Origin of the sequence: Paenibacillus nuruki, assembly GCF_963311185.1 — a bacterium.
GTDB lineage: Bacteria > Bacillota > Bacilli > Paenibacillales > Paenibacillaceae > Saccharibacillus > Saccharibacillus nuruki.
In genome coordinates, this window is record NZ_OY725677.1 from 3,915,467 (window position 1) to 3,935,152 (window position 19,686).

At 39.8% G+C, this 19,686-nt stretch carries 20 protein-coding genes and 1 pseudogene; 4 read left to right on the forward strand and 17 right to left on the reverse strand.

Going from position 1 to position 19,686, the window contains the following annotated elements:
- Nucleotides 1-9: 9 nt before the first annotated feature.
- From RCP16_RS17350 to RCP16_RS17390, 9 genes are all read right to left on the reverse strand, one after another.
- Nucleotides 10-3,477 (reverse strand): PAS domain S-box protein, encoded by a 3,468-nt coding sequence (locus RCP16_RS17350; protein WP_308640914.1) that lies wholly within the window; start codon nucleotides 3,475-3,477, stop codon nucleotides 10-12.
- Between the two features lie 205 nt (nucleotides 3,478-3,682).
- Nucleotides 3,683-4,108 (reverse strand): OsmC family protein, encoded by a 426-nt coding sequence (locus RCP16_RS17355; RefSeq protein ID WP_069329641.1) that lies wholly within the window; start codon nucleotides 4,106-4,108, stop codon nucleotides 3,683-3,685.
- A 33-nt stretch (nucleotides 4,109-4,141) separates the two neighbouring features.
- Nucleotides 4,142-4,888, reverse strand: coding sequence for an amino acid ABC transporter ATP-binding protein (locus RCP16_RS17360; protein WP_069329642.1), 747 nt, complete (start codon nucleotides 4,886-4,888; stop codon nucleotides 4,142-4,144).
- A 21-nt stretch (nucleotides 4,889-4,909) separates the two neighbouring features.
- Nucleotides 4,910-5,554: an amino acid ABC transporter permease gene (locus tag RCP16_RS17365; protein WP_137224489.1), complete on the reverse strand. Its 645-nt coding sequence runs from the start codon at nucleotides 5,552-5,554 to the stop codon at nucleotides 4,910-4,912.
- A gap of 87 nt (nucleotides 5,555-5,641) precedes the next feature.
- Complete coding sequence (locus RCP16_RS17370; RefSeq protein ID WP_308640915.1) at nucleotides 5,642-6,520, reverse strand: transporter substrate-binding domain-containing protein; 879 nt, start codon at nucleotides 6,518-6,520, stop codon at nucleotides 5,642-5,644.
- 14 nt (nucleotides 6,521-6,534) lie between these two features.
- On the reverse strand, nucleotides 6,535-7,125 hold the full coding sequence (locus RCP16_RS17375; RefSeq protein ID WP_137224495.1) for a TetR/AcrR family transcriptional regulator: 591 nt from the start codon (nucleotides 7,123-7,125) through the stop codon (nucleotides 6,535-6,537).
- A 201-nt stretch (nucleotides 7,126-7,326) separates the two neighbouring features.
- Nucleotides 7,327-7,494 (reverse strand): hypothetical protein, encoded by a 168-nt coding sequence (locus RCP16_RS17380; protein ID WP_161594286.1) that lies wholly within the window; start codon nucleotides 7,492-7,494, stop codon nucleotides 7,327-7,329.
- 241 nt (nucleotides 7,495-7,735) lie between these two features.
- The gene (locus tag RCP16_RS17385; RefSeq protein WP_308640916.1) at nucleotides 7,736-8,197 is read right to left on the reverse strand and encodes an SRPBCC family protein; all 462 of its coding nucleotides are present in this window, start codon (nucleotides 8,195-8,197) and stop codon (nucleotides 7,736-7,738) included.
- A 35-nt stretch (nucleotides 8,198-8,232) separates the two neighbouring features.
- Nucleotides 8,233-8,730 carry an SRPBCC family protein gene (locus RCP16_RS17390; RefSeq protein WP_069329647.1) on the reverse strand — a complete coding sequence of 166 codons (498 nt, stop codon included), beginning with the start codon at nucleotides 8,728-8,730 and terminating at the stop codon, nucleotides 8,233-8,235.
- A gap of 132 nt (nucleotides 8,731-8,862) precedes the next feature.
- Between RCP16_RS17390 and RCP16_RS17395 the strand changes: the two genes are divergently transcribed.
- The 3 genes and pseudogenes from RCP16_RS17395 to nadS all read left to right on the forward strand — a co-directional run bounded on the left by RCP16_RS17395 (nucleotide 8,863) and on the right by nadS (nucleotide 9,545).
- Entirely contained in the window at nucleotides 8,863-8,991 is a 129-nt protein-coding gene (locus RCP16_RS17395) for a hypothetical protein (protein ID WP_308640917.1), read from the forward strand.
- 18 nt (nucleotides 8,992-9,009) lie between these two features.
- Nucleotides 9,010-9,198: pseudogene (locus RCP16_RS22520) on the forward strand (type II toxin-antitoxin system RelE/ParE family toxin); the annotation flags it as partial.
- 23 nt (nucleotides 9,199-9,221) lie between these two features.
- On the forward strand, nucleotides 9,222-9,545 hold the full coding sequence (gene nadS, locus RCP16_RS17400) for a NadS family protein (protein WP_137224503.1): 324 nt from the start codon (nucleotides 9,222-9,224) through the stop codon (nucleotides 9,543-9,545).
- On the opposite strand, the gene RCP16_RS17405 is transcribed toward nadS, so the two are convergent.
- The 3 genes from RCP16_RS17405 to RCP16_RS17415 form a co-directional block, all read right to left on the reverse strand.
- Entirely contained in the window at nucleotides 9,538-10,395 is an 858-nt protein-coding gene (locus tag RCP16_RS17405; RefSeq protein WP_308640918.1) for an aldo/keto reductase, read from the reverse strand. The genes nadS and RCP16_RS17405 overlap by 8 nt on opposite strands.
- Nucleotides 10,396-10,614: 219 nt before the next feature.
- Nucleotides 10,615-11,490, reverse strand: a complete 876-nt coding sequence (aguB, locus tag RCP16_RS17410) for an N-carbamoylputrescine amidase (RefSeq protein ID WP_069329649.1) — start codon at nucleotides 11,488-11,490, stop codon at nucleotides 10,615-10,617.
- 45 nt (nucleotides 11,491-11,535) lie between these two features.
- Nucleotides 11,536-12,564 carry an agmatine deiminase family protein gene (locus tag RCP16_RS17415; protein ID WP_137224509.1) on the reverse strand — a complete coding sequence of 343 codons (1,029 nt, stop codon included), beginning with the start codon at nucleotides 12,562-12,564 and terminating at the stop codon, nucleotides 11,536-11,538.
- Nucleotides 12,565-12,786: 222 nt separating this feature from the next.
- Here RCP16_RS17415 and RCP16_RS17420 point away from each other — a divergent pair, with 222 nt between their 5' ends.
- Nucleotides 12,787-13,410, forward strand: a complete 624-nt coding sequence (locus RCP16_RS17420) for a DJ-1/PfpI family protein (RefSeq protein WP_273592990.1) — start codon at nucleotides 12,787-12,789, stop codon at nucleotides 13,408-13,410.
- A gap of 61 nt (nucleotides 13,411-13,471) precedes the next feature.
- Here RCP16_RS17420 and RCP16_RS17425 read toward each other — a convergent pair whose 3' ends face one another.
- The 5 genes from RCP16_RS17425 to RCP16_RS17445 form a co-directional block, all read right to left on the reverse strand.
- The gene (locus tag RCP16_RS17425) at nucleotides 13,472-14,329 is read right to left on the reverse strand and encodes a carbohydrate ABC transporter permease (RefSeq protein WP_371748122.1); all 858 of its coding nucleotides are present in this window, start codon (nucleotides 14,327-14,329) and stop codon (nucleotides 13,472-13,474) included.
- Nucleotides 14,330-14,342: 13 nt separating this feature from the next.
- Nucleotides 14,343-15,251, reverse strand: coding sequence for a carbohydrate ABC transporter permease (locus RCP16_RS17430; protein ID WP_069329652.1), 909 nt, complete (start codon nucleotides 15,249-15,251; stop codon nucleotides 14,343-14,345).
- Nucleotides 15,252-15,368: 117 nt separating this feature from the next.
- On the reverse strand, nucleotides 15,369-16,730 hold the full coding sequence (locus tag RCP16_RS17435) for an extracellular solute-binding protein (protein WP_137224515.1): 1,362 nt from the start codon (nucleotides 16,728-16,730) through the stop codon (nucleotides 15,369-15,371).
- Between the two features lie 95 nt (nucleotides 16,731-16,825).
- A complete protein-coding gene (locus RCP16_RS17440) occupies nucleotides 16,826-18,142 on the reverse strand; it encodes a glycoside hydrolase family 125 protein (RefSeq protein WP_308640919.1) in 1,317 nt (438 codons plus the stop codon).
- Between the two features lie 176 nt (nucleotides 18,143-18,318).
- Nucleotides 18,319-19,500, reverse strand: a complete 1,182-nt coding sequence (locus tag RCP16_RS17445; protein ID WP_308640920.1) for a GntR family transcriptional regulator — start codon at nucleotides 19,498-19,500, stop codon at nucleotides 18,319-18,321.
- Between the last annotated feature and the right edge of the window lie 186 nt (nucleotides 19,501-19,686).

A 19,686-nucleotide genomic window follows, 5' to 3' on the forward strand; every position in this document is an offset into this window, starting at 1 on the left:
ATCCCTCCTTTATTCGGATGACTGAATGTATTTAGCGTATTGTTGTAGTGCACGATCAATCTCAGGGAAACGTAATGGCTTGCTGATAAAATCTTGCATTCCTGCATCCAGACACATCTGCCGATCTTCCATACGAGCAAAAGCAGTCACTGCGATAATCACAGGTTGCTCTTGTTCTGTCAGACGTGCTCGAATATTACGAGTCGCTTCGATTCCATCCATTTCAGGCATTTGGATATCCATAAAAATAATATCATACGGATGAGCAATCGCTGCCGATAATGCTTCCCGTCCATTATTAGCGACATCAGCTTGATAGCCGATTTTTTTCAAAATTTCTACCATTAATCTCTGATTCACCGGATGATCTTCTGCCAAAAGAATCCGTAAAGGACCATATTTGAATTCAGGTGTGAGATAGTGATCTTTGTAATGACTACTCGCTCCTATTTGGATCACTCTATCCATAGATTCTTCAAAAGGTTGAAAAGGAACTACAAAGCAGAAGGTAGCCCCTTGTCCTTCTTCACTATCCACATCAATAGAACCACCCATCAATTCGATCAACTTTTTGCAAATAGCCAGTCCTAGACCTGTACCGCCATATTTACGATTAATGGCAGGATGAAGTTGAGAGAACGATTGGAATAATTTATCCTGTTTGTCGGATGAGATACCGATTCCGGTATCTTTGATCTCAAATTCCAAAATACTTTCTCCTGTAGGTCGTATATCTAACAACGAAATTGATAGACGTACACTTCCTTGATCAGTGAATTTAATCGCATTACTAATCAAGTTAACCAATACCTGTCGCAATCTCGATGCATCGCCTACCACAGAAGAAGGGACTCGATGATCCACATGGTACGTCAGCTGTATATCTTTTTCGGCTGCCCGTGAAGTAAAGAGATCAAGTACACTATCCACTAGAACAATCAGATCAATCGGTTCATGATCAAGTACCATTTTACCAGCTTCTATTTTACTGAAATCGAGAATCTCATTTAGAATATGCAGTAAGGCATCACTGCTATCTTTGATAATTTCGGTGTAGCTAAGTTGTTCTTCATCAAGCGGTGTATCTGCAAGCAATCCAGCCATTCCGATAATCCCATTCATCGGTGTACGAATCTCATGACTCATAATCGCCAAAAACTCTGATTTCGCACGATCGGCACGTTCTGCAAGTTCTTTGGCACGAATAATTTGCTTTTCATTCGTAATATCATTAAAAACAATAACAGCACCTTTGCGTTTGCCACGATCCCAGATGGGTGTGATACGATAAGACACCAGAAAGCTTGATCCATCTTTACGCCAGAAAATAGCTTCCTGTTCTTCGTGAAAACAGCCTTCTAGCAGTGCTACATAGATCGGGTTCTCCTTAGCGACATAAGGGCCGCCATCAGGATGAGCCAACTGGAACATATCCAATAAATGCTTACCAATTAATTCACGTGCATGATACCCTAACATACGAGTCGCTGCCGGATTAATAAATGTAGCAATTCCTTCATTATCCAGTCCAAAAATACCTTCTGATACTGAATTCAAAATAAGCGTATACTCGTTGCTTAATTTCTCAATCTGCTCGATATATCTTCTCATTTCAGTGATATCGGTAGCAATCCCATACACACCCACAATTTGCTTGTCGACCACGATGGGTACATTTACAAGGCTTATCGCACGCCGATCCCCATTTTTCAAAATAATTTGAGATTCATACGTCTGCGGTTTTCCTTTTAAAGCCAGTTCAAAATGTTCTGCGGTATCATAGATATCTTCAGGAGCCACTAACGGTTCAAAAGGCATGCCGATCAATTCGGCTTCTGTACGTTCTAACAATTTTTCCATATTGGAATTAACTGTGGTATACCTACCGTTAACATCAAATGAAAACACACCGGCTGGATTATATTGAAATAATGACTTGTAGCGTTGTTCACTTTCTTCGATCAATAAAGCCGCTTGTTTGCGTTCATTAATATCACGCGCAATCGACACCATTTCTTGAATATGACCTTGGTCATCATATACATAACGACCGGACAACTCCATCCATACATAGCTGCCTGATTTGTGACGTTGGCGGTAAGTGATCGGTTGAGGCTGTTCCCCTTGCAAATTAAGAGTCATATATTCTTTGACGTTATCAACATCATCTGGATGAATATAATGAATTGCCGGTGTACCTTCTAATTCTTCCGGTTGATAGCCTAGAATCGAATAACACGCAGGTGAGCAATATAAATAGGTCGTATCTTCAACAGAATTACGTGAAATAAAATCAAGTGACTGCTCAGAGATCAAGCGATAATTACGCTCGCTATCTTTCAGTCGCTCTTCCATACGTGTACGCTCTGTAATATCTTGCGTCATCCCGATCAGATGAATCGGTTGCCCTTGGTCATCCAGAGCGGCACTCCAATGCGATTGTAGATATTTCATCGTCCCATCGGCTAGCACGATCCGATACACATGCTCTCCGCCTTCACCTGTAAGTAACGTATAGCGAATCGCTTTACGGAAATCAGACAGGTCTTCTGGATGAATCATTTTCAAAACATCTTCACTATATGGCTCTTCAGACTTAAACACATATCCGAATAAACGTCTGGTCTCTTCAGCAAAGCTAAATGACTTATTGATAATATCCCAATCCCATGCTCCAATATGAGCAATCCGTTGTGCTTCAGCTAAGCGATCTTCATTCTTTTTGCGTTCATGTACATCCCGTCCAACACCTAATACCTTCTCAATCTCACCTTGCTCATTACGCACCACTTGAAATAAAATCTCAAACCATAAATAATGCCCTTTTTTATGCTTGAGACGGCGGGTCATTGTACCCCATTCCAGATAGGTGTTACCGCTATTTTTCATTTGTAATGCATCATCAGGATGGTAATATTGCATCCGATCTTGTCCGATCATTTCCTCAGGATGATACCCGAGTACCGTATAAAATGAATCCGAGACATAGCGTAGTATTCCCTCTGGCGTACTATATGAAATTAAATCCCGTGCATTCTCTGTAATTAAATTATACAAATCTTCATTCTCAGCAATAATCATTTCATGCTCTTTCTGGGACGTAATATCCTGGAATTGAGCAATATAATATAAAGGTTGCTGATCCACATCTCGAATCAAAGACACATCAACAGATGTCCAGATCAAATGACCTTTATGATGTAAATAACGATGTTCTGTATGATACAATTCCGATGAACTTTCTTTCATTTGTGTATATATACTTTGATATCCTGCTTGGAATTGATCTTCTAAACGGGTAATATTCTCTTCACGCATGCGGCACATTTCTTCTTCAGAGTACCCCAGCATGTTGCAAAAAGCAGGATTCACCTGTAGCCATGCTCCATCGCTTGGTGAAATCACAGCAATCCCGAAAGGAGACATACGATATATATGTTCGTAAATAATTTGGTTTTGTTCTGAATGGTTAATCACTGTATTCCCCTCCATGTTGCCGTACACACTCTCACGATTTCGAATTGGAAATCTTCTATATCTATAAACTACCCTTTAATACGTTTAACGAATAGGCATTGGCGATCTTTATTATGTATAATTTTTCACGTATATTCCTTTGAAATTATTCTGTTGATATCAAAAAAGAGATATCTTGTCTAATGAACAAGATATCTCTTTCTAATTAAGCAGGTTGTATAACTTCTTCGCCGTTCAGAATGAGTCGATAATGAATATCTGCACTCAATGAATCGGATACGGCACAGTATTTTTCTTTTCCCATCTGGATTGCTTTCCATACACGGTAATCTGGAATATCACCATCGACTTTGAAAATAAGATCGATCGCTGTGAACCCTTTAGGCATAGCTTCTCTGCGCGTTCCTTCTGTCTCAATTTCAATCTTATGAATATTATGCAAAAATGTATCCAAAATCATTGTTATATCAATACCGATACAACCTGCTAGACCTGCAAGTAATAACTCCATTGGTGTTGCGCCTTTGCCATCTCCGCCATACGCAGCCGTAGCATCCATCCCGATCGGATAACCCGAAGGCCCTACAGCTTCAAAAGCTCTTTTACCATTCCATACTGTTGTTACATTCATTATGTCTACCTGCTCTCATTCGTTTATTTGAAATTAATAATCCATCACTTTACTAAGAAAACGTTGGGCTCTTTCTGTCGCTGGTCGTTCAAAAAAGGATTCTGGATCAGACTGTTCTATAATACGTCCTTCATCCATAAAAATAACTTTATTCGCCACCTGACGGGCAAATTTCATCTCATGGGTGACTACAATCATTGTCATCCCTTCTTGCGCCAGCGATTTCATCACATCCAACACTTCACCGACCAATTCAGGATCAAGTGCAGATGTCGGTTCGTCAAATAAAATAATTTCAGGCTCCATCGCCAGTGCACGTGCTATACCTACACGTTGCTGTTGTCCACCAGATAGACGAGAAGGATACTGATCTTTCTTCTCCAATAACCCTACACGGCTCAGCATTCGTTCGCCAACATGACGAGCATGTGTACGTTCTAACTTTTTGACCATACGCAACGATTCCGTGACATTGCCCAAAGCCGTTTTGTGCGGATACAAATTAAATTGTTGAAAAACCATACCGGTCTGTCTGCGAATTTGAAGCATACGTTGTTGACGTTCTTTCAGCTTCATAGTGCTTGTTACTTCGATACTGTTCACTTCGATAGAACCTGCACTCAGATCTTCTAATCCGTTCAAGCAACGTAACAATGTACTTTTCCCTGAACCACTGGGACCTAGCAATACCACAATCTCGCCTGCTTGTATATTCAGATCAATCTCATGTAATACGGTATGTGTGCCAAATGTTTTGGACAATCCACGAGTTTGGATCATAATACTTCCCTCACATTCGTTTTAGTATGCTTTAGCCAATCGTCGTTCGATACGTTCTAATATCGTTGAAAAAATCGTACTCATGATCCAGTACATAATCGCAATTCCGATATAAAAAGGCATATAAACATAATATTGAGCAATCAACAAATCAGCCGATCGCAATAGATCGGTTACTGTAATGACAGATACCAACGATGTTTCTTTAAGCATGCCGATAAAGGTATTGCCCATCGGTGGAATAGCGGTACGTGCTGCTTGTGGTAAAACAATACGCCACATCGTCTGCGCTGAAGTCATCCCTGTTGCATAGGCTGCTTCTGTCTGACCTTTGGGAATCGACAAAATCGCTCCACGAAAGGTCTCTGATAAATATGCACCAATATTAATACTTAATGCGATACAAGCCGCTGGAATAGCATCCAGTGTAATGCCATAATCGGTCAGTCCGTAATACACGATAACCAGTTGAACGAGAACAGGTGTCCCTCGAATAATAGAGACATAGAATCTCGCAATCCAGCGAATCGGACGATTGCCTTGCATACGTGCAATCGCGACAATCACACCGATAATCAATCCAAAAAACATAGATATGATCGTAATCAACAATGTATAACCTGCACCTTTTAAAAGAAAAGGTAGGTTATCCCATACTAATTGCATACGTATAATCTCCCTTCTTGATCACGGTAAAACAGAAGACTGCGCACCGTAGTGAACGCAGTCCTGATCAAGCTTTCATCTTTACTATTATTCAGCAGCAGGCTTTTCGCCAAACCATTTGACAAAAATAGTCTCATACGTGCCGTCTGCTTTCATATCAGTTACTGCTTTATTCAATGCTTCTAATAGTTCAGGATTGTCTTTACGAATAGCTATACCAGCTTGGTCGGATTTGATCGCATCACCGACAGCTTTGATTTTGAATCCATTTTCTTCAACGATCGGTTGGAGTGCATAAATATTGTTGATCGTGGCATCAATACGTCCTACATTCAAATCTTGTAATGAAGTAATCACATCATTATATGTTTTGATATTGAAGTTACCGACTTGTGGCAATACTTCGGTACGAAGATACGTTTCATCATTCGTTCCAAGACCTACACCGATATTTTTATCTTTAAAATCAGCTAGCTTGGTAATCTCGTTATTATTTTCGTTGACGATGATTTTCACCTGATTGGTAATATAAGGATCAGAGAAATCCAGTTGTTGCTTACGCTCATCTGTAATTGTAACCTGACTGATAATCGCATCGAATTTGCCTGCTTGTAGACTTGGAATTAGACCGGAGAATGCTTGTGTTGTAAATTCAGCTTTTACCCCTAGACGTTTGGCAACTTCTTTGGCGATGTCTGCATCGAATCCGTCGACTTCTTTGTTTGCATTCAAAAAGTTATAAGGTGCATACGTACCCATCAGACCGACTTTAAGTACACCGGCAGATTTAATATTTTCGAGTTCATTTCCTGAAGCTGTTGTTGCTGTGCTTTCTGAAGTGGTATTACTTGCTGTATTCGTATCTGCTGAACGTGGAGTGGCATTACCACAAGCACTCAATACCAGTACAACCATAAGCAACATAGCCAAAGCCATCGGTGTAGACGTACGACGCAATAATTTCATTCTATTATTCTCCTTTAATCGGTTCTGCCTAGCAGACCATAAAATTCAAAACGTGCTGTTTCTTTGGCCAATTGTTCAGCACTATGATTCACCAGACCAGAAGATGAACCATTAGCGGTGCTAAACAACCAACGGACAACAACACCTTCGATCAGACTCATTAGAAAAGCTGCACGTACAGAAGGTTCTGTCTGTGCTGGTAACATCTCTAACTCTACCGCCCGCTGAATATTGTGTACAAATCCTTGCTCCATCTGTGAACGAGTGAGCATAATCTGCTCACGTACAGCTTCACTAAATCCTGTACCATCTAACAACATCCGCATCAAATGAGTATGTTGTTCTGCAAATTGAAATAATTGATATAGTAATTTCTCAGAAGCTTGTACCATATCATCGGCTGTACCAGAATGTGTGCGATAACCAACACCGATTACTTCTAATAATTGTTGTCTACCTTGCTCTACAATTTCGAGCGCAACACTTTCTTTGCTTTTGAAATACCAGTAAAACGTTCCTTGCGCAACGCCTGCTTCAGCTACAATATCTGAAACTTTTGTAGCATGATAACCAGACTCTACAAATTGCTTGAGCGCAATCTGCATTAACTTTTCTCGCTTCTCGATAGCATCCTGTTCACGAGCACTTAATGTTGTATTATCGATACGATCAACCCCTTGATTGACTCGTCAGTCGGTTTATTTTTAAATCCTATCCGATAACTTGGTATTTGTCAATAAAAAAACGCCAACCTCGTATGTAGCATACGTCATCGGCGTTTCAGTTCTATTTATTTCAATGATATCTTAGTAATTGTTATTTGTTGTATTGGATGAATTACCTGATTTTTTGTCGCGCATTGATGTTGCTACACGACGCACTTGAGAAATTACTTTATCACGTGCACTTTTATTACGCATCAGATAAGCTGCACCCATTCCGATTGCACTCCATAACGCTTTTCTTCCAGTCATTTTCATTTCCTCCTTCATTCTATTCAATATATACGTTAATTTCATTTGATTCCTTGTGTGTATTGCTTATCTACAACTTACCCGCTTGTTTCTAAGTTAAACCTTATATAAGCAAGGATTAAAGAATAAATAATTAAAGTTGAATTTATCTTAAAAAAGTTATTCAACAACTGACATAACAGGACTTCTTTTTAGATATGTACAATCTGCAAATCTAAATATAATGATTTACAGACTTTATTTATATCAGACGCGCGCCCAATTGATTAGATATACCGCGCACAGCTTCCCCCATAACACGATTATGATTCCAGATAAAGAGAGGACGCAACAACGGTTCCCAACGTTGCATCCATGGTTTGTTGGTGTGTACTTGCCAGTTGTAATGTAAGCGAGTGTATGCTCCGCTTTCTTGCAAACGAAATACGCCCTGTCCGCTCAAATCGCCATACGCTTCCAGACAAATCAGTGTCTCTTCTTGCTTTTCAGTCACAACGAAATCAAGCGAAATAGTGTACCATAGCTTGGTTCTCATATTCATTCTGTATTTATCGCCTATTCCATTTTTGTTTGTGCCTTCTTGTAAACGTTGAAAGGAGACCCCTTGCCAGCAACGAAGTTGTTCAAAGTCTTTAATCAAATTCCACACTTCGTGTCTACTCGCTTCCAATAACCAGCTTTCTGTAAATTGGTATTTCCCCATAGTGATGCCCCCTGTGTGCAAAAATGATTACATAATCAACGATAGATTTTGGTTGTATGAGAAGCTTCAGATACATGGGCTTGTAAATGGCGACCTACTCCTGCTACTCCTTCATCCATTACTTTATTATGACTCCATACATAGACAGGGCGCATCACAGGATTGGTCACTCGTAACATCGAATGATCCAGACGTACTTCCCAGATACAACGAATCAATGTCGCACGTCCATCATCTAATTCTTCCAAATAACAGGTACCTTCTCCAGCCAGAGGGCCTTCAACCCTTAATTTAAACGTAGTTGGTTTACTTTTATCCACGACTTTCAGAAAAATTTTGAGCTTGAATAGCATTTTAGTCCGAAAAGTACATTCGTACTCATCCCCTATTCCCTGTGCATCATCGGTTTGCTTTACTTTAGCAAAAGTGACGCCTTGCCAGAAATCGATATCTTCGAAATGATCTACAAGTTCCCATAATTTTGCTCTTGGCGTCTCCATCTTCCAGCTACTGGTAAACCGATAGTGGTACATAAGTTATCTCCCATCATATTTAGAAGAAATATATTATTTATATCATTGAAGTACCCTATTCAATAGGGTATTATAAAGTTATACTTTCTATAATTTGTTTAATCATTCATGCTCTATATAAGAGAGGCCTCTATGCAAAGAATATTTATAATGACCGCTCAGTTTGATAAAAAGTTTGCAAGTCTTGATCTATATGATACAGACCTTAAAGCTTTACAAAATGATTTGTTGACTTCTCCCTCCAAAGGCGATGTGATTTAGGGGACTGGCGGACTCCGTAAATTAAGATACGCTCGCGAAGGAAGAGGCAAAAGTGGCGATGCTCGTATTCTTTATTTAGATATGCCTTCCCAGTCAAAAATCATTCTAATCGCTGTATTTGGTAAAAATGAACAAGCTAATCTTACACAACAAGAAAAAAACATACTTAAATCTTTAGTAGCTCAACTAAAAAGTATATATCTGTAATCTATTTATAAGGTGGTGTAATTATGACTAAACAAAATCTTTCATTTTTTGATGAAATTAAATTAGGTTTGGAACAAGCTATAGAATATGAACAAGGAAATACGAAATCAGCCCGTCAACAAACCATTAGTGTTAAACCTTTAGAATCTTATAGTAAAGAAGATATCAAACGTATTCGCTTAAATATGACACTCACTCAAAAAACATTTGCTCAAACTATTGGAGTATCTGTCAAAACAATTGAAGCTTGGGAAAAAGGCACCAATAGCCCTAATGGTTCTGCTTCAAGATTATTGGAGCTGATGGATCAAAAACCTGACGTAGTTAAAGAGCATATTCTTAAATAATATCCAAAGAAACTTTGTGATCTGGAGCCGGGAAAGCTTGATTCAACTGGTTGATCTCATCTTCACTTAACATCAACTCTGCTGCTTGCGCATTGCTTTCCACATGACTACGACTAGATGCTTTGGGAATCGCCAGTACATTGCCATCGCGAATACACCATGATAGTAACACTTGGAAAGGGTGAACTCCATGTTGTTCTGCAATCTGTTGTACCGTAGCATCGGTCGTCAGTTCACTTCGTAATGATCCTGCTTGAGCTAATGGAGAATACGCCATAACAGGCATTCCTTGCTCTTGTTGCCACGGTAACAAATCTACTTCAATACCTCGTGATCCCAAATGATACAATACCTGATTGGTAGCACAATGATCTCCATTAGGTAATTTGATCAGTTCCTGCATTTCTTTCGTGTCTAGATTAGATACACCCCAACGGCGAATCTTACCATCTTGCACTAGCTTTTCCATTCCTTGAATCGTATCTTCCAGAGGAATACGTCCACGCCAGTGCAATAGATACAAGTCTAGAACATCGGTACCCAGTCGATTCAAGCTTTGTTCACAGCTACGAATCAGAGAATCTCCCCCTGCATTGTGAGGATAGACTTTGGATACTAGAAATACTTGATCTCTTATCCCTTGAATCGCTTCACCGACTAACAACTCGGAACGTCCTTCACCATACATTTCTGCGGTGTCGATCACCGTCATGCCTAACTCTACACCATATTTCAACGCGTCGATCTCTTCTTGTCTGCGAGAAGAATCATCGCCCATATTCCATGTGCCTTGTCCGATTGCAGGTAGAACGGTTCCATCTTTAAGTGTAATTTGTCGTTTGTGGGTCATCTGTAATCCTCCTTAGCAGTCTGTTCACTTTAATTTATTATTAACCGTTATTGAGGTATTAAGAACAATTCATTGACTTGGCATCTATTATAAAAAGAGTTATGCCCCATATCAAAGTCTGGATAGCACAAAAAAACACCTTGTGATCTACAAAGATCACAAGGTGCTAGTATCAGCTAATACTTTAAATTGCTTTACATCATTACATCTATAAGTGAATTACAGTTTTTTCTCGCCATCGTACGTACCGATAATACCGTACAATTCAGGACGACGATCACGGAAAATACCCCATTCCAGACGTTGTGTTTCCAATTGATCCAGATCAAATTCAGCAACCAATACGCCTTCGCTGTTACGATCTGCTTCTTGAATTTTGTTCCCTTGTGCTCCTGCAATAAAGGAAGAACCATAGAAGTTGATTGAAGAATCTTCGTCTTCTTCTTTACCGATTCGGTTCGATGCGATCACAGGAATCAAGTTCGCTCCTGCATGGCCTAGCATACATGCTTGCCAGTGATCTTTGGAATCGATCGATGTATCTTGTGGCTCAGAACCGATAGCTGTCGGGTAAAATAATAATTCTGCACCCATCAATGCCATACAGCGTGCCGCTTCAGGGTACCATTGATCCCAGCAAATACCTACGCCGATTTTGGCATATTTGGTATCCCATACTTGGAATCCAGTATCTCCCGGGTTGAAGTAAAATTTCTCTTCATATCCTGGGCCATCTGGAATATGACTTTTACGATATTTACCAAGAATCTCACCATCTGCATCGATCACAGCAAGTGAATTATAACGAGCATAATTTTTCTTTTCATAAAAGCTAATTGGTAAAACGACATCTAACTCTTTAGCCACTAGACGGAAATGGTTGATCGCTTTGTTTTGCTCAAGTTCAGTCGCATATTGATAATATTCTGCTTTTTCTTTCTGGCAGAAATATGGAGTCTCGAACAATTCTTGTAGCAAAATAATCTGTGCACCTTGTGCTGCCGCTTCACGAACCAATTTGTCTGCTTTGCGGATGTTGTCATCGATATCCCAAGTACAGCTCATTTGAGTAGCTGCTACTTTTACATTTCTCATGATATTGTAGTCATCCTTTCTATAATAAGGTTATTGATTATGCTATTAAGCTTGAGCTGGAATTTGTTGCGTTGTACAGTGAACATTACCGCCTTCACGAATAACAGCCATACCATTAATCGCACGAATCTTACGATCCGGGAATGTCGCTTGTAATACATTCATCGCATGTTGATCTGCTTCTTCTGCTGTGCCCCCGAATACTGGTAGAATAATACCACCATTGACGAAATAGAAATTCAAATAGCTTAGTGTCAAACGCTGTTCACCATGCATAACCATTGGTGGTTGTTGAATTTCGATAATTTCTAATTTGCGCCCTTGAGCATCGACAGCATCATTTAAGATACGTAGATTTTCTTGCGTAATCTCATAATTATCATCGGCAGGATCATGACACACTTGAATAATCACTTTACCCGGAGCTGCAAAACAAGCCACATTATCTACATGTCCGTCTGTCTCATCTCCAGCAAGTCCGCGATTAAGCCAGATGATTTGCTCCACATTCGTAAAATCTTTAACATGTTGTTCAATTTCTGCGCGCGTTAGATCAGGGTTACGGTTCGTATTCAGCAGACATTCTTCTGTCGTTAACATTGTTCCTTCACCATCGACGTGAATTGAACCGCCTTCAAGCACAAGTGGTGCATCGAATTGACGAATATTAAGATGTTTGAGAATCGCTGGAGCCACTGCATCGTCCAGATCCCACGGCTCGTATTTGCCACCCCAAGCGTTAAAGTGCCAATTTACCCCTGCACGTTCACCTTTATCATTCACTACAATCGTAGGTCCATTATCACGTAACCAAGCATCATTATGTTCAAGTGGCAAAAAGTCTACCGCTTGACCTTCAAAACGTTGACTTACTTTTTCTAGATCATCTGGATTAACAACCAGTGTAACAGGCTCAAATTCAGCGATAGCACTGACTAATTCTTCATATCCATCACAGACTGTAGCATAATCATCAGGATAGACCATCGAATCCAAAATCGGCCATGATAATAATGTACGTTCATGTTGTTCCCATTCCGCAGGCATCTTATATTGCAAATCTATTGGTTTCATTGTATTTATTCACCTTGTCCATTCATAAGTATTAGGATGATTTCACAACCTACATCATACAATACCTGATCCTGTTGTACCAAGTGATTTCAGTAAATTTTATGTAAACACTCTAACAATCTTTTAGAATCTAATGAATACATACAAAAATCACTGACATACTGTTGTCAGTATTAGAAAGCTATGATGAATTAAGAAAACATAGATTACTAGGAGGAAAAAATGAAATACGCTTATGCTTATATACTCGATTCGATGGCAGATTGGGAACTTGGTTATGTGATAGCTGAACTTAACTCAGGTCAATATTTTAAAGATAAAGGAAGTCGTATTCCTGTTAAATTGGTAGGAGCCTCCAAACATTCGATCAAGACAAAAGGAGGGATGACTATTGTTCCTGATCTACTTGTAGAAGATATCACACATGATACTTCAGCCATACTACTTCTACCTGGAGCAGATACATGGAAAGACCCCATACACTTACCGATGATCGAAAAAGCAAAACAATTGCTAGATAAAGGTGGCAATGTTGCTGCAATATGTGGAGCGACCACAGCGCTTGCCGATTCAGGTCTATTAGATGATCGTGCACACACAAGCAACGGGTTGGAGTATTTGACTATGTTCTGTCCTGATTATAGAGGAGCTGCCCATTATAGAGACGAAAAAATCGTTGTAGATGGTAATCTTATTACTACGAGTGCCGCAGGTGGTATTTTGTTAGCACGTGAAGTGATTGCCTTGCTAGATGTATTTAAAAAGCAAACGTTAGAAGCATGGTATACCTATTTCACTACAGGCGACAATAAATATTTCTATACTATGATGGAAACATTAGCTTAATAAAAAAACATCTTCTATTTCTAAATAGAAGATGTTTTGTCTACTTTTCGTATGCGTATAATCAACCTTTATTCGCCCCACCAAAGCTAAATCCTTGAGACATATAACGCTGTCCAATGATGTATAAAGCTACGGCTGGAATCGTATAAATGATCGAGAACGAAGCAAGCGTACCATATTGTACCAGACCATTTTGCCCGAAGTATTGATAAATCGTAACTGCGGCAGGTAATTTTTCTGGACTTTGCAATAAAATAAACGGAACAAGGAAATTTCCCCAGCTTCCTGCAAAAGCGAAAATACCTACGGTAAAAATACCGGGTAACATTAACGGTACAACAACCAGCCGAAGTGTAGTCCAGATTGAAGCTCCATCGACCCATGCCGCTTCTTCCAGTTCAAGAGGCACAGAGTCCATAAAATTCTTCATCATCCAGATCGAATACGGAAGCGCCGATGCTGTCAAAAATAAGACGGTAAAAAAGAGCGAATCCTGCATTCTAAAATAGATAAAAAATTGATACACAGGAACCATTACCGCTGTAATCGGCAAACCTGTAGCGAACAGAATAATATACATAAATGAACGTTTGTACTTCAATTGATAGCGAGACAATGGATACGAAGCCAGTCCAGCCACCACCACAACCAACAAAGCTTGACCTACTGCCAGTATTAATCCATTACCAAATGATTTCTGATTATCGGTATTAGTAACAGTAGAAACGTAATTATCCAACGTCAATGCACTTGGAATTTTGAGCGCTAATGTTGCATTTTGATCAAGCGATGCAAACAATAACCATAACAATGGTAATAGAAATAACAAACCAATTAGAGAGAGAATAATATAAGGCAACGTGCGCGCGATCACAAATCGATTCATTTTGCGCCGTTTGCCAAGATTTAGACTGCTCATGGTCTCTCCTCCTTTATAACTTCACTTTCAACATTCTCATGTACAGTAGACTGGCTACAATCCCGATCACTAGCAACATTAGCGAGATTGCTGTGCCATAACCTAATTGATAATTTACAAAAGCTTGATGATACATATAGATTGGCAACGTCTCGGTCGCCATGCCGGGTCCACCACCGGTCAACGCATAGATTAATGTAAACGAACCGAGTGTCTGTAGCGTAACCAGTACCATATTGGTAGTCACTGATCCGATAATCATCGGTAACGTAATACGAATCATACGTTGCCATGCCGAAGCACCATCGATCATAGCTGATTCTTCGACTTCTTTAGGGACATCTCCTAATGCCGCTTGGAATACCATCATAGAAAAGGCTGTTCCATGCCAGATATTAGCGACAATCACCGATACCATTGGAAATGTATACAACCATGCAACTGGCTTCATCCCTAACGATTCAATTGCCGCATTGACTGTCCCTGTATCGTTCAAAAAAGCAAACCATACAAACGCACATACCACTTCGGGAGCGACCCAACCAGCAATAACAATCGAACCAATCACACTGCGGAACCACTGTTTGCGACCGTTCATCAATACAGCGATAATAAAGCCCATCACCTGTTGCCCGATCACTGCGGAAAAGATTAGAAAGATAAGGGTATTCCACACAGAAGTCCGAAAGTTAGCATCCTGAAACATATATTTAAAGTTCTCGAACCCGATAAATTCCGTTTTGGCTGCTGTTGCACCTGTAAGTGCCATATTCGTAAATGCAAAATAAAAGGTTAAAATCGTCGGTACAAAAAAGAACAGCAACAAAAGTAACCAGCTAGGCGATAAAAATAAAGCTGCCCGCCACTGCTCACCACCTCCGTTGCGTTTGGGTTTGGACACACGCGGATGTGACGCTTCCATCTGGATTCCTCCTTTAAACACAGCCTTCTATCCTCACGAGCAGATCAGGCTGATCGGCTATACTCTGCCGTTACTCAACCTGATCTGCCAGCGGATAGATGAATTGATAGGTTACTTTTATTTGGTCTCTGTTTTATCTGCGCCTACACTACGTTCTACACTTTGCGCATATTGAGTCATAGCGTCTTGAGGGCTAGCTCCTTGGGTAACTACTTTTTCAACCATTTCTTGAATAGCTGTAGAAACGACAGGATAATCAGCGGTACTTGGACGAACATGAGTATACGTAATGAAATCTGCGGCTTTGGCATACAATGTGCCCGGTTGCTCGCTATACTCTTTGTCTTTCGCTACATCAAGGCGAGGTGTTAAAGCACCGTCTAACATCGCAAATTCTTTATTGTGCTTTTCATTGATCGCCAATTGGATAAATTCCCAACCCAATTCTTTTTCAACAGATTTGGCGCCTACAGCAAGTGTCCATCCACCGGACATAGAAGTGAATCCAGGTGCTTGTCCATTTTCGGTTGGCATTTTTACAAAATCATAGACGTCTAATGCTTCTGGCCATGGTTTGCTTCCTGAAGCTGCCCATGTTCCTGTTAACCAGTTACCATTTAGCGCAATAGCTACTTTTTGATTTGGCATTAGATCCGTTTCTAATACTTGCCCTGCTTGTGCAGTCAGTACTTGAGACAGTGGTGGTCCAAAGCCATTGGAATAGATATTGTTAATAAAGTTAAGTGAACTTAAGATACCCGGACTTTGTGTGATCCATTTACCATTTTCATATAATGGATTGGCTGTACCGTATAACAACATTTCAAATGTCTGCATCGTTGTAGCTTCTTGCCCAGCTTTACCGGAGTTCATCCAGAACGGAATAATATCTGGTAATTTCTCATGAATCGTCTGGGAAGCTGTCAAAATGTCTTGCCAGTTTTTAGGTTCCCACGGTACGGGTAATCCTGCTTTTTTAAATAGTTCTTTGTTGTAATACAATCCACGTACATCTGTCGAAAAGGGGACGCCATACGTTTTATCATCTTTTCCTTTCGCTGCGGCTTTGATCGCTTCGTTAAAATTACTCCAATCTGACCAGCTATCTACTTTAAGCGGTTCCAAATATCCTGCTTCGCTATCTGCATTGATCATAAAAGAATCTTCAGCCAGTACTTCAGGAGCGCTACTTGGATCAGACATCAATAAAGGAATTTTAGTCGCATATTGGGCTCCTTGAATCGGTTGCAGTTCAACGGTTACACCCGGATGTGCTTTCTCAAATTCTGTTTTCACACTGGTTAGCCATTTGCCCCAGTTATCCGTTTCATTCCATTTTCCATAAGCGACTTTGACGACTTTGTTAGAAGAGTCTCCACCTGAAGCACTCGTTCCTGCACTGTTATTCGAACAGGCTGCTGTTAAAACAGTCAGACTTACCAATAAACCTGTTATCCATTTGCGTTTGCCTTTTGCCATTGTTATCGCTCCCTTATCGTTGGTTCTGGGTACAACATCATGTGACATCTAAGGTGTAATTTGAAATATGGCTTGATACTGATCGCTGATCTAATTTAGGATGACTGAATTTTACCGCTCGGCACCGTATACCCGCAGTAGGTTAAGATCACTTCGCTAAATAACGAATTGGCCCATGAAAACCATTCACGTGTATATTCCTCCGGTCGATCCATATGAAATCCTTCGTGTAAAAAATCAGTACCTGCATCTGTCTGTTCCAGCGTGTGTAATAAAGAAAGAATTTCTTGTTGATCTTGGGATGTTAAAGCTTGCATCGCTAATGAAATATGCCATATATAATGAGGAGGAGTGTGAGGACTACCAATCCCTTGAGCAGCTGTACCGCTGTAATAATAAGGATTGTGCTGACTGAGTATAAACTTTCTTGTATTTTGATACAGTGGATCATCAAGTGTGCAATATCCTAGATAAGGAAGTGACAGTAAGCTAGGTACGTTCGCATCATCCATCAGATTGTGATTGCCCAGACCATCTGTCTCATACGCATACATCCGTCCGAATTCTGGATGATCTACAATCCCATATTGCTCGATACCTGCTTGAATCTGTGCTTTTAACAAAGAGGCTTTGACGACCCATTCCTGATCTTGATACACTTCGCTTGCGATCTGTTCCATATAACCGAGTACCACGACAGCAAACATATTCGAAGGAATCAAATATCCGTACTGACAAGCATCATCACTTGGACGAAAACCTGACCATGTCATGCCTGTAAATCCTACTGGATTACCTTTACCTTCATGTGGAAGCGTATCTGATTCAGGGCAATCTACACGTTCAAAGGTGTAGGGTGACTGTTCACTATGCCTCTGTTCTGTATGCCATAATGTCATAATAATATGACAAGCTTTTTGAAAATGTTCATCGAAATGATCGGTTCTTCCTGTCGTGCGCCAGAGTAGATAAGCTAACTGAATCGGGTAGCAAAGCGAATCAATCTCATATTTACGTTCCCAGATCCATGCGGTCATCTGTGTCTTGTCTTCTTGATGTCCATTGTTATTAGCTTCTTCGTTAAAAGCATTGGCATACGGATCAAGATGAATATAATGTATCTGCCGCTTGACTACATTAGTAACGAGATCGCTTAATGCTTCATCTTTATTCGCTAGTATCAGATAAGGTCTGACCTGAGCTGCTGAATCCCGCAACCACATTGCTGGAATATCCCCTGTAATCACAAATACAGTTCCATCTTCTAAAGGCTTGAGCGTCGTCGTCAATGTATTACTGATCCCATTTTTGAACATTCGTGCAAGCTTGGGACGTTCTTGTAAATGTTCTTCGACCTCTGTAATTAATTGCTGGACAGATAATGGCAATACTCCATCTCCTATATCATTCATTGCAATCCTCCCTTTTTTAAGCGCTTACATTTATAGCTATATAATAGATCACAGCTTATTAACATGTCAATACATTATATTATGTTATTAAAGAAAAATATTAAGAACTCTAAATGTATAGATATACAAAAAAGATGTATCCTCTGTATAAGCAAGATACATCTTCTAAACATAACTTATGAACGAACAGACGCTTTGGTCACCGAATGCCCATGCACCAGATTGGCTTGTAACGAAATTTTACTCGGTAATGTTGCTCCTTCGATCAGTGCGAGTACATTTTCGATCGCCAGTCTACCTAACGATTGTTGATCTTGTTCCATATGTGTAAATGGATATAACGCCGCACTGGCTTGAGGACTATCAAAGCAGATAATCGAGATATCTTGCGGTATATGAAGTCCCATATGTTCTATCGCTTCTTTGGCAAATAACGCTAGTTCATACTGCATAGCAAAAAGAGCCGTAATCTGTGGATGAGCTTCAATCATTTGTTGAATCATATCTACATTGTGTTGTACCAATACTTGTTCATCTTCTTCTTGATTACTATTCCAGTGCATATCGGTAAGCCATGAAGAGCGATCCAGTACAACTCCACGTTCAGCATGAGCTTGTACAAACCCTTCTATTCGTTCTTCAATCGCTACATTATCAGTCACTTTGGAGGTTAATAATGCTATATGACGATGTCCTTGATCCAACAAGTAATGTGTGCCAAAGCTTGCTGCTGCTACATTATCGGTACTAATCGACGTCGAATCGATGCCTTTGACATAACGATCAACCAGTACATGTGGAAAACGATCAATCACTAATTTTAGAATTTCAGAATTAAAAATCTGTCCGCGAGTTGGATAAATAATCAAGCCATCGACACCATAATCTCTTAACATCCGAATCGCATTTTCTTCAATATCAGTCTGTGAAAAAGAAAGTCGTAACATCAAATACACACCCATTTTCTGAGCGGTTCTTTCCATCTCGACCAACATTTCTTTCCCATAACTGTCACTGAAATCTTCCATAATCAATCCAAGAACAATCTGATCACTTGCTGTACGTAATCTAGTGTTATAATCATGTTTGCCAGCTTCAGCAGGTTCAATAGCTTCTGTATGATTGCCATTATGAATAACAAAAGAACCTCTACCCGGTTGCCGTACAATGTATCCATCTTGTACTAACATGTCCAGTGCTTTTTTGGAAGTAATACGACTCACTTCAAATTGTTCCATTAATTCTTTCTCTGATGGAATCTTATCGCCTATTGTATATTCGCCTGAATGTAGACGATCACGTAATGTTAAATACATCTGCTCATATCGAGGTTTGAGCGATATTGAACTATCTGCCATACGATCACCTTCAATTTAGATTTACTATTATCATTTAGTATACTATGTTATATCATTTATGCAAAGAGGGATAGACTAAATATTTGGAATCTAATTATTATTTTTGGTTGTTTATGTAAAAGTATCCTCTTTAGTAGTCATAATGTCTATTAAAAAAAGCATTAGTCTACCTCTGGATTATGATCA

Coding starts and splice junctions, on each gene's coding strand:
- RCP16_RS17355 (WP_069329641.1), bottom strand. CDS start 4,108: ATGAATGTAACAACAGTATGGAATGGTAAAAGAGCTTTTGAAGCTGTA.
- RCP16_RS17360 (WP_069329642.1), bottom strand. CDS start 4,888: ATGATCCAAACTCGTGGATTGTCCAAAACATTTGGCACACATACCGTA.
- RCP16_RS17365 (WP_137224489.1), bottom strand. CDS start 5,554: ATGCAATTAGTATGGGATAACCTACCTTTTCTTTTAAAAGGTGCAGGT.
- RCP16_RS17370 (WP_308640915.1), bottom strand. CDS start 6,520: ATGAAATTATTGCGTCGTACGTCTACACCGATGGCTTTGGCTATGTTG.
- RCP16_RS17375 (WP_137224495.1), bottom strand. CDS start 7,125: ATGCAGATTGCGCTCAAGCAATTTGTAGAGTCTGGTTATCATGCTACA.
- RCP16_RS17380 (WP_161594286.1), bottom strand. CDS start 7,494: ATGACTGGAAGAAAAGCGTTATGGAGTGCAATCGGAATGGGTGCAGCT.
- RCP16_RS17385 (WP_308640916.1), bottom strand. CDS start 8,197: ATGGGGAAATACCAATTTACAGAAAGCTGGTTATTGGAAGCGAGTAGA.
- RCP16_RS17390 (WP_069329647.1), bottom strand. CDS start 8,730: ATGTACCACTATCGGTTTACCAGTAGCTGGAAGATGGAGACGCCAAGA.
- RCP16_RS17395 (WP_308640917.1), top strand. CDS start 8,863: ATGCAAAGAATATTTATAATGACCGCTCAGTTTGATAAAAAGTTTGCA.
- nadS (WP_137224503.1), top strand. CDS start 9,222: ATGACTAAACAAAATCTTTCATTTTTTGATGAAATTAAATTAGGTTTG.
- RCP16_RS17405 (WP_308640918.1), bottom strand. CDS start 10,395: ATGACCCACAAACGACAAATTACACTTAAAGATGGAACCGTTCTACCT.
- aguB (WP_069329649.1), bottom strand. CDS start 11,490: ATGAGAAATGTAAAAGTAGCAGCTACTCAAATGAGCTGTACTTGGGAT.
- RCP16_RS17415 (WP_137224509.1), bottom strand. CDS start 12,564: ATGAAACCAATAGATTTGCAATATAAGATGCCTGCGGAATGGGAACAA.
- RCP16_RS17420 (WP_273592990.1), top strand. CDS start 12,787: ATGAAATACGCTTATGCTTATATACTCGATTCGATGGCAGATTGGGAA.
- RCP16_RS17425 (WP_371748122.1), bottom strand. CDS start 14,329: ATGAGCAGTCTAAATCTTGGCAAACGGCGCAAAATGAATCGATTTGTG.
- RCP16_RS17430 (WP_069329652.1), bottom strand. CDS start 15,251: ATGGAAGCGTCACATCCGCGTGTGTCCAAACCCAAACGCAACGGAGGT.
- RCP16_RS17435 (WP_137224515.1), bottom strand. CDS start 16,730: ATGGCAAAAGGCAAACGCAAATGGATAACAGGTTTATTGGTAAGTCTG.
- RCP16_RS17440 (WP_308640919.1), bottom strand. CDS start 18,142: ATGAATGATATAGGAGATGGAGTATTGCCATTATCTGTCCAGCAATTA.
- RCP16_RS17445 (WP_308640920.1), bottom strand. CDS start 19,500: ATGGCAGATAGTTCAATATCGCTCAAACCTCGATATGAGCAGATGTAT.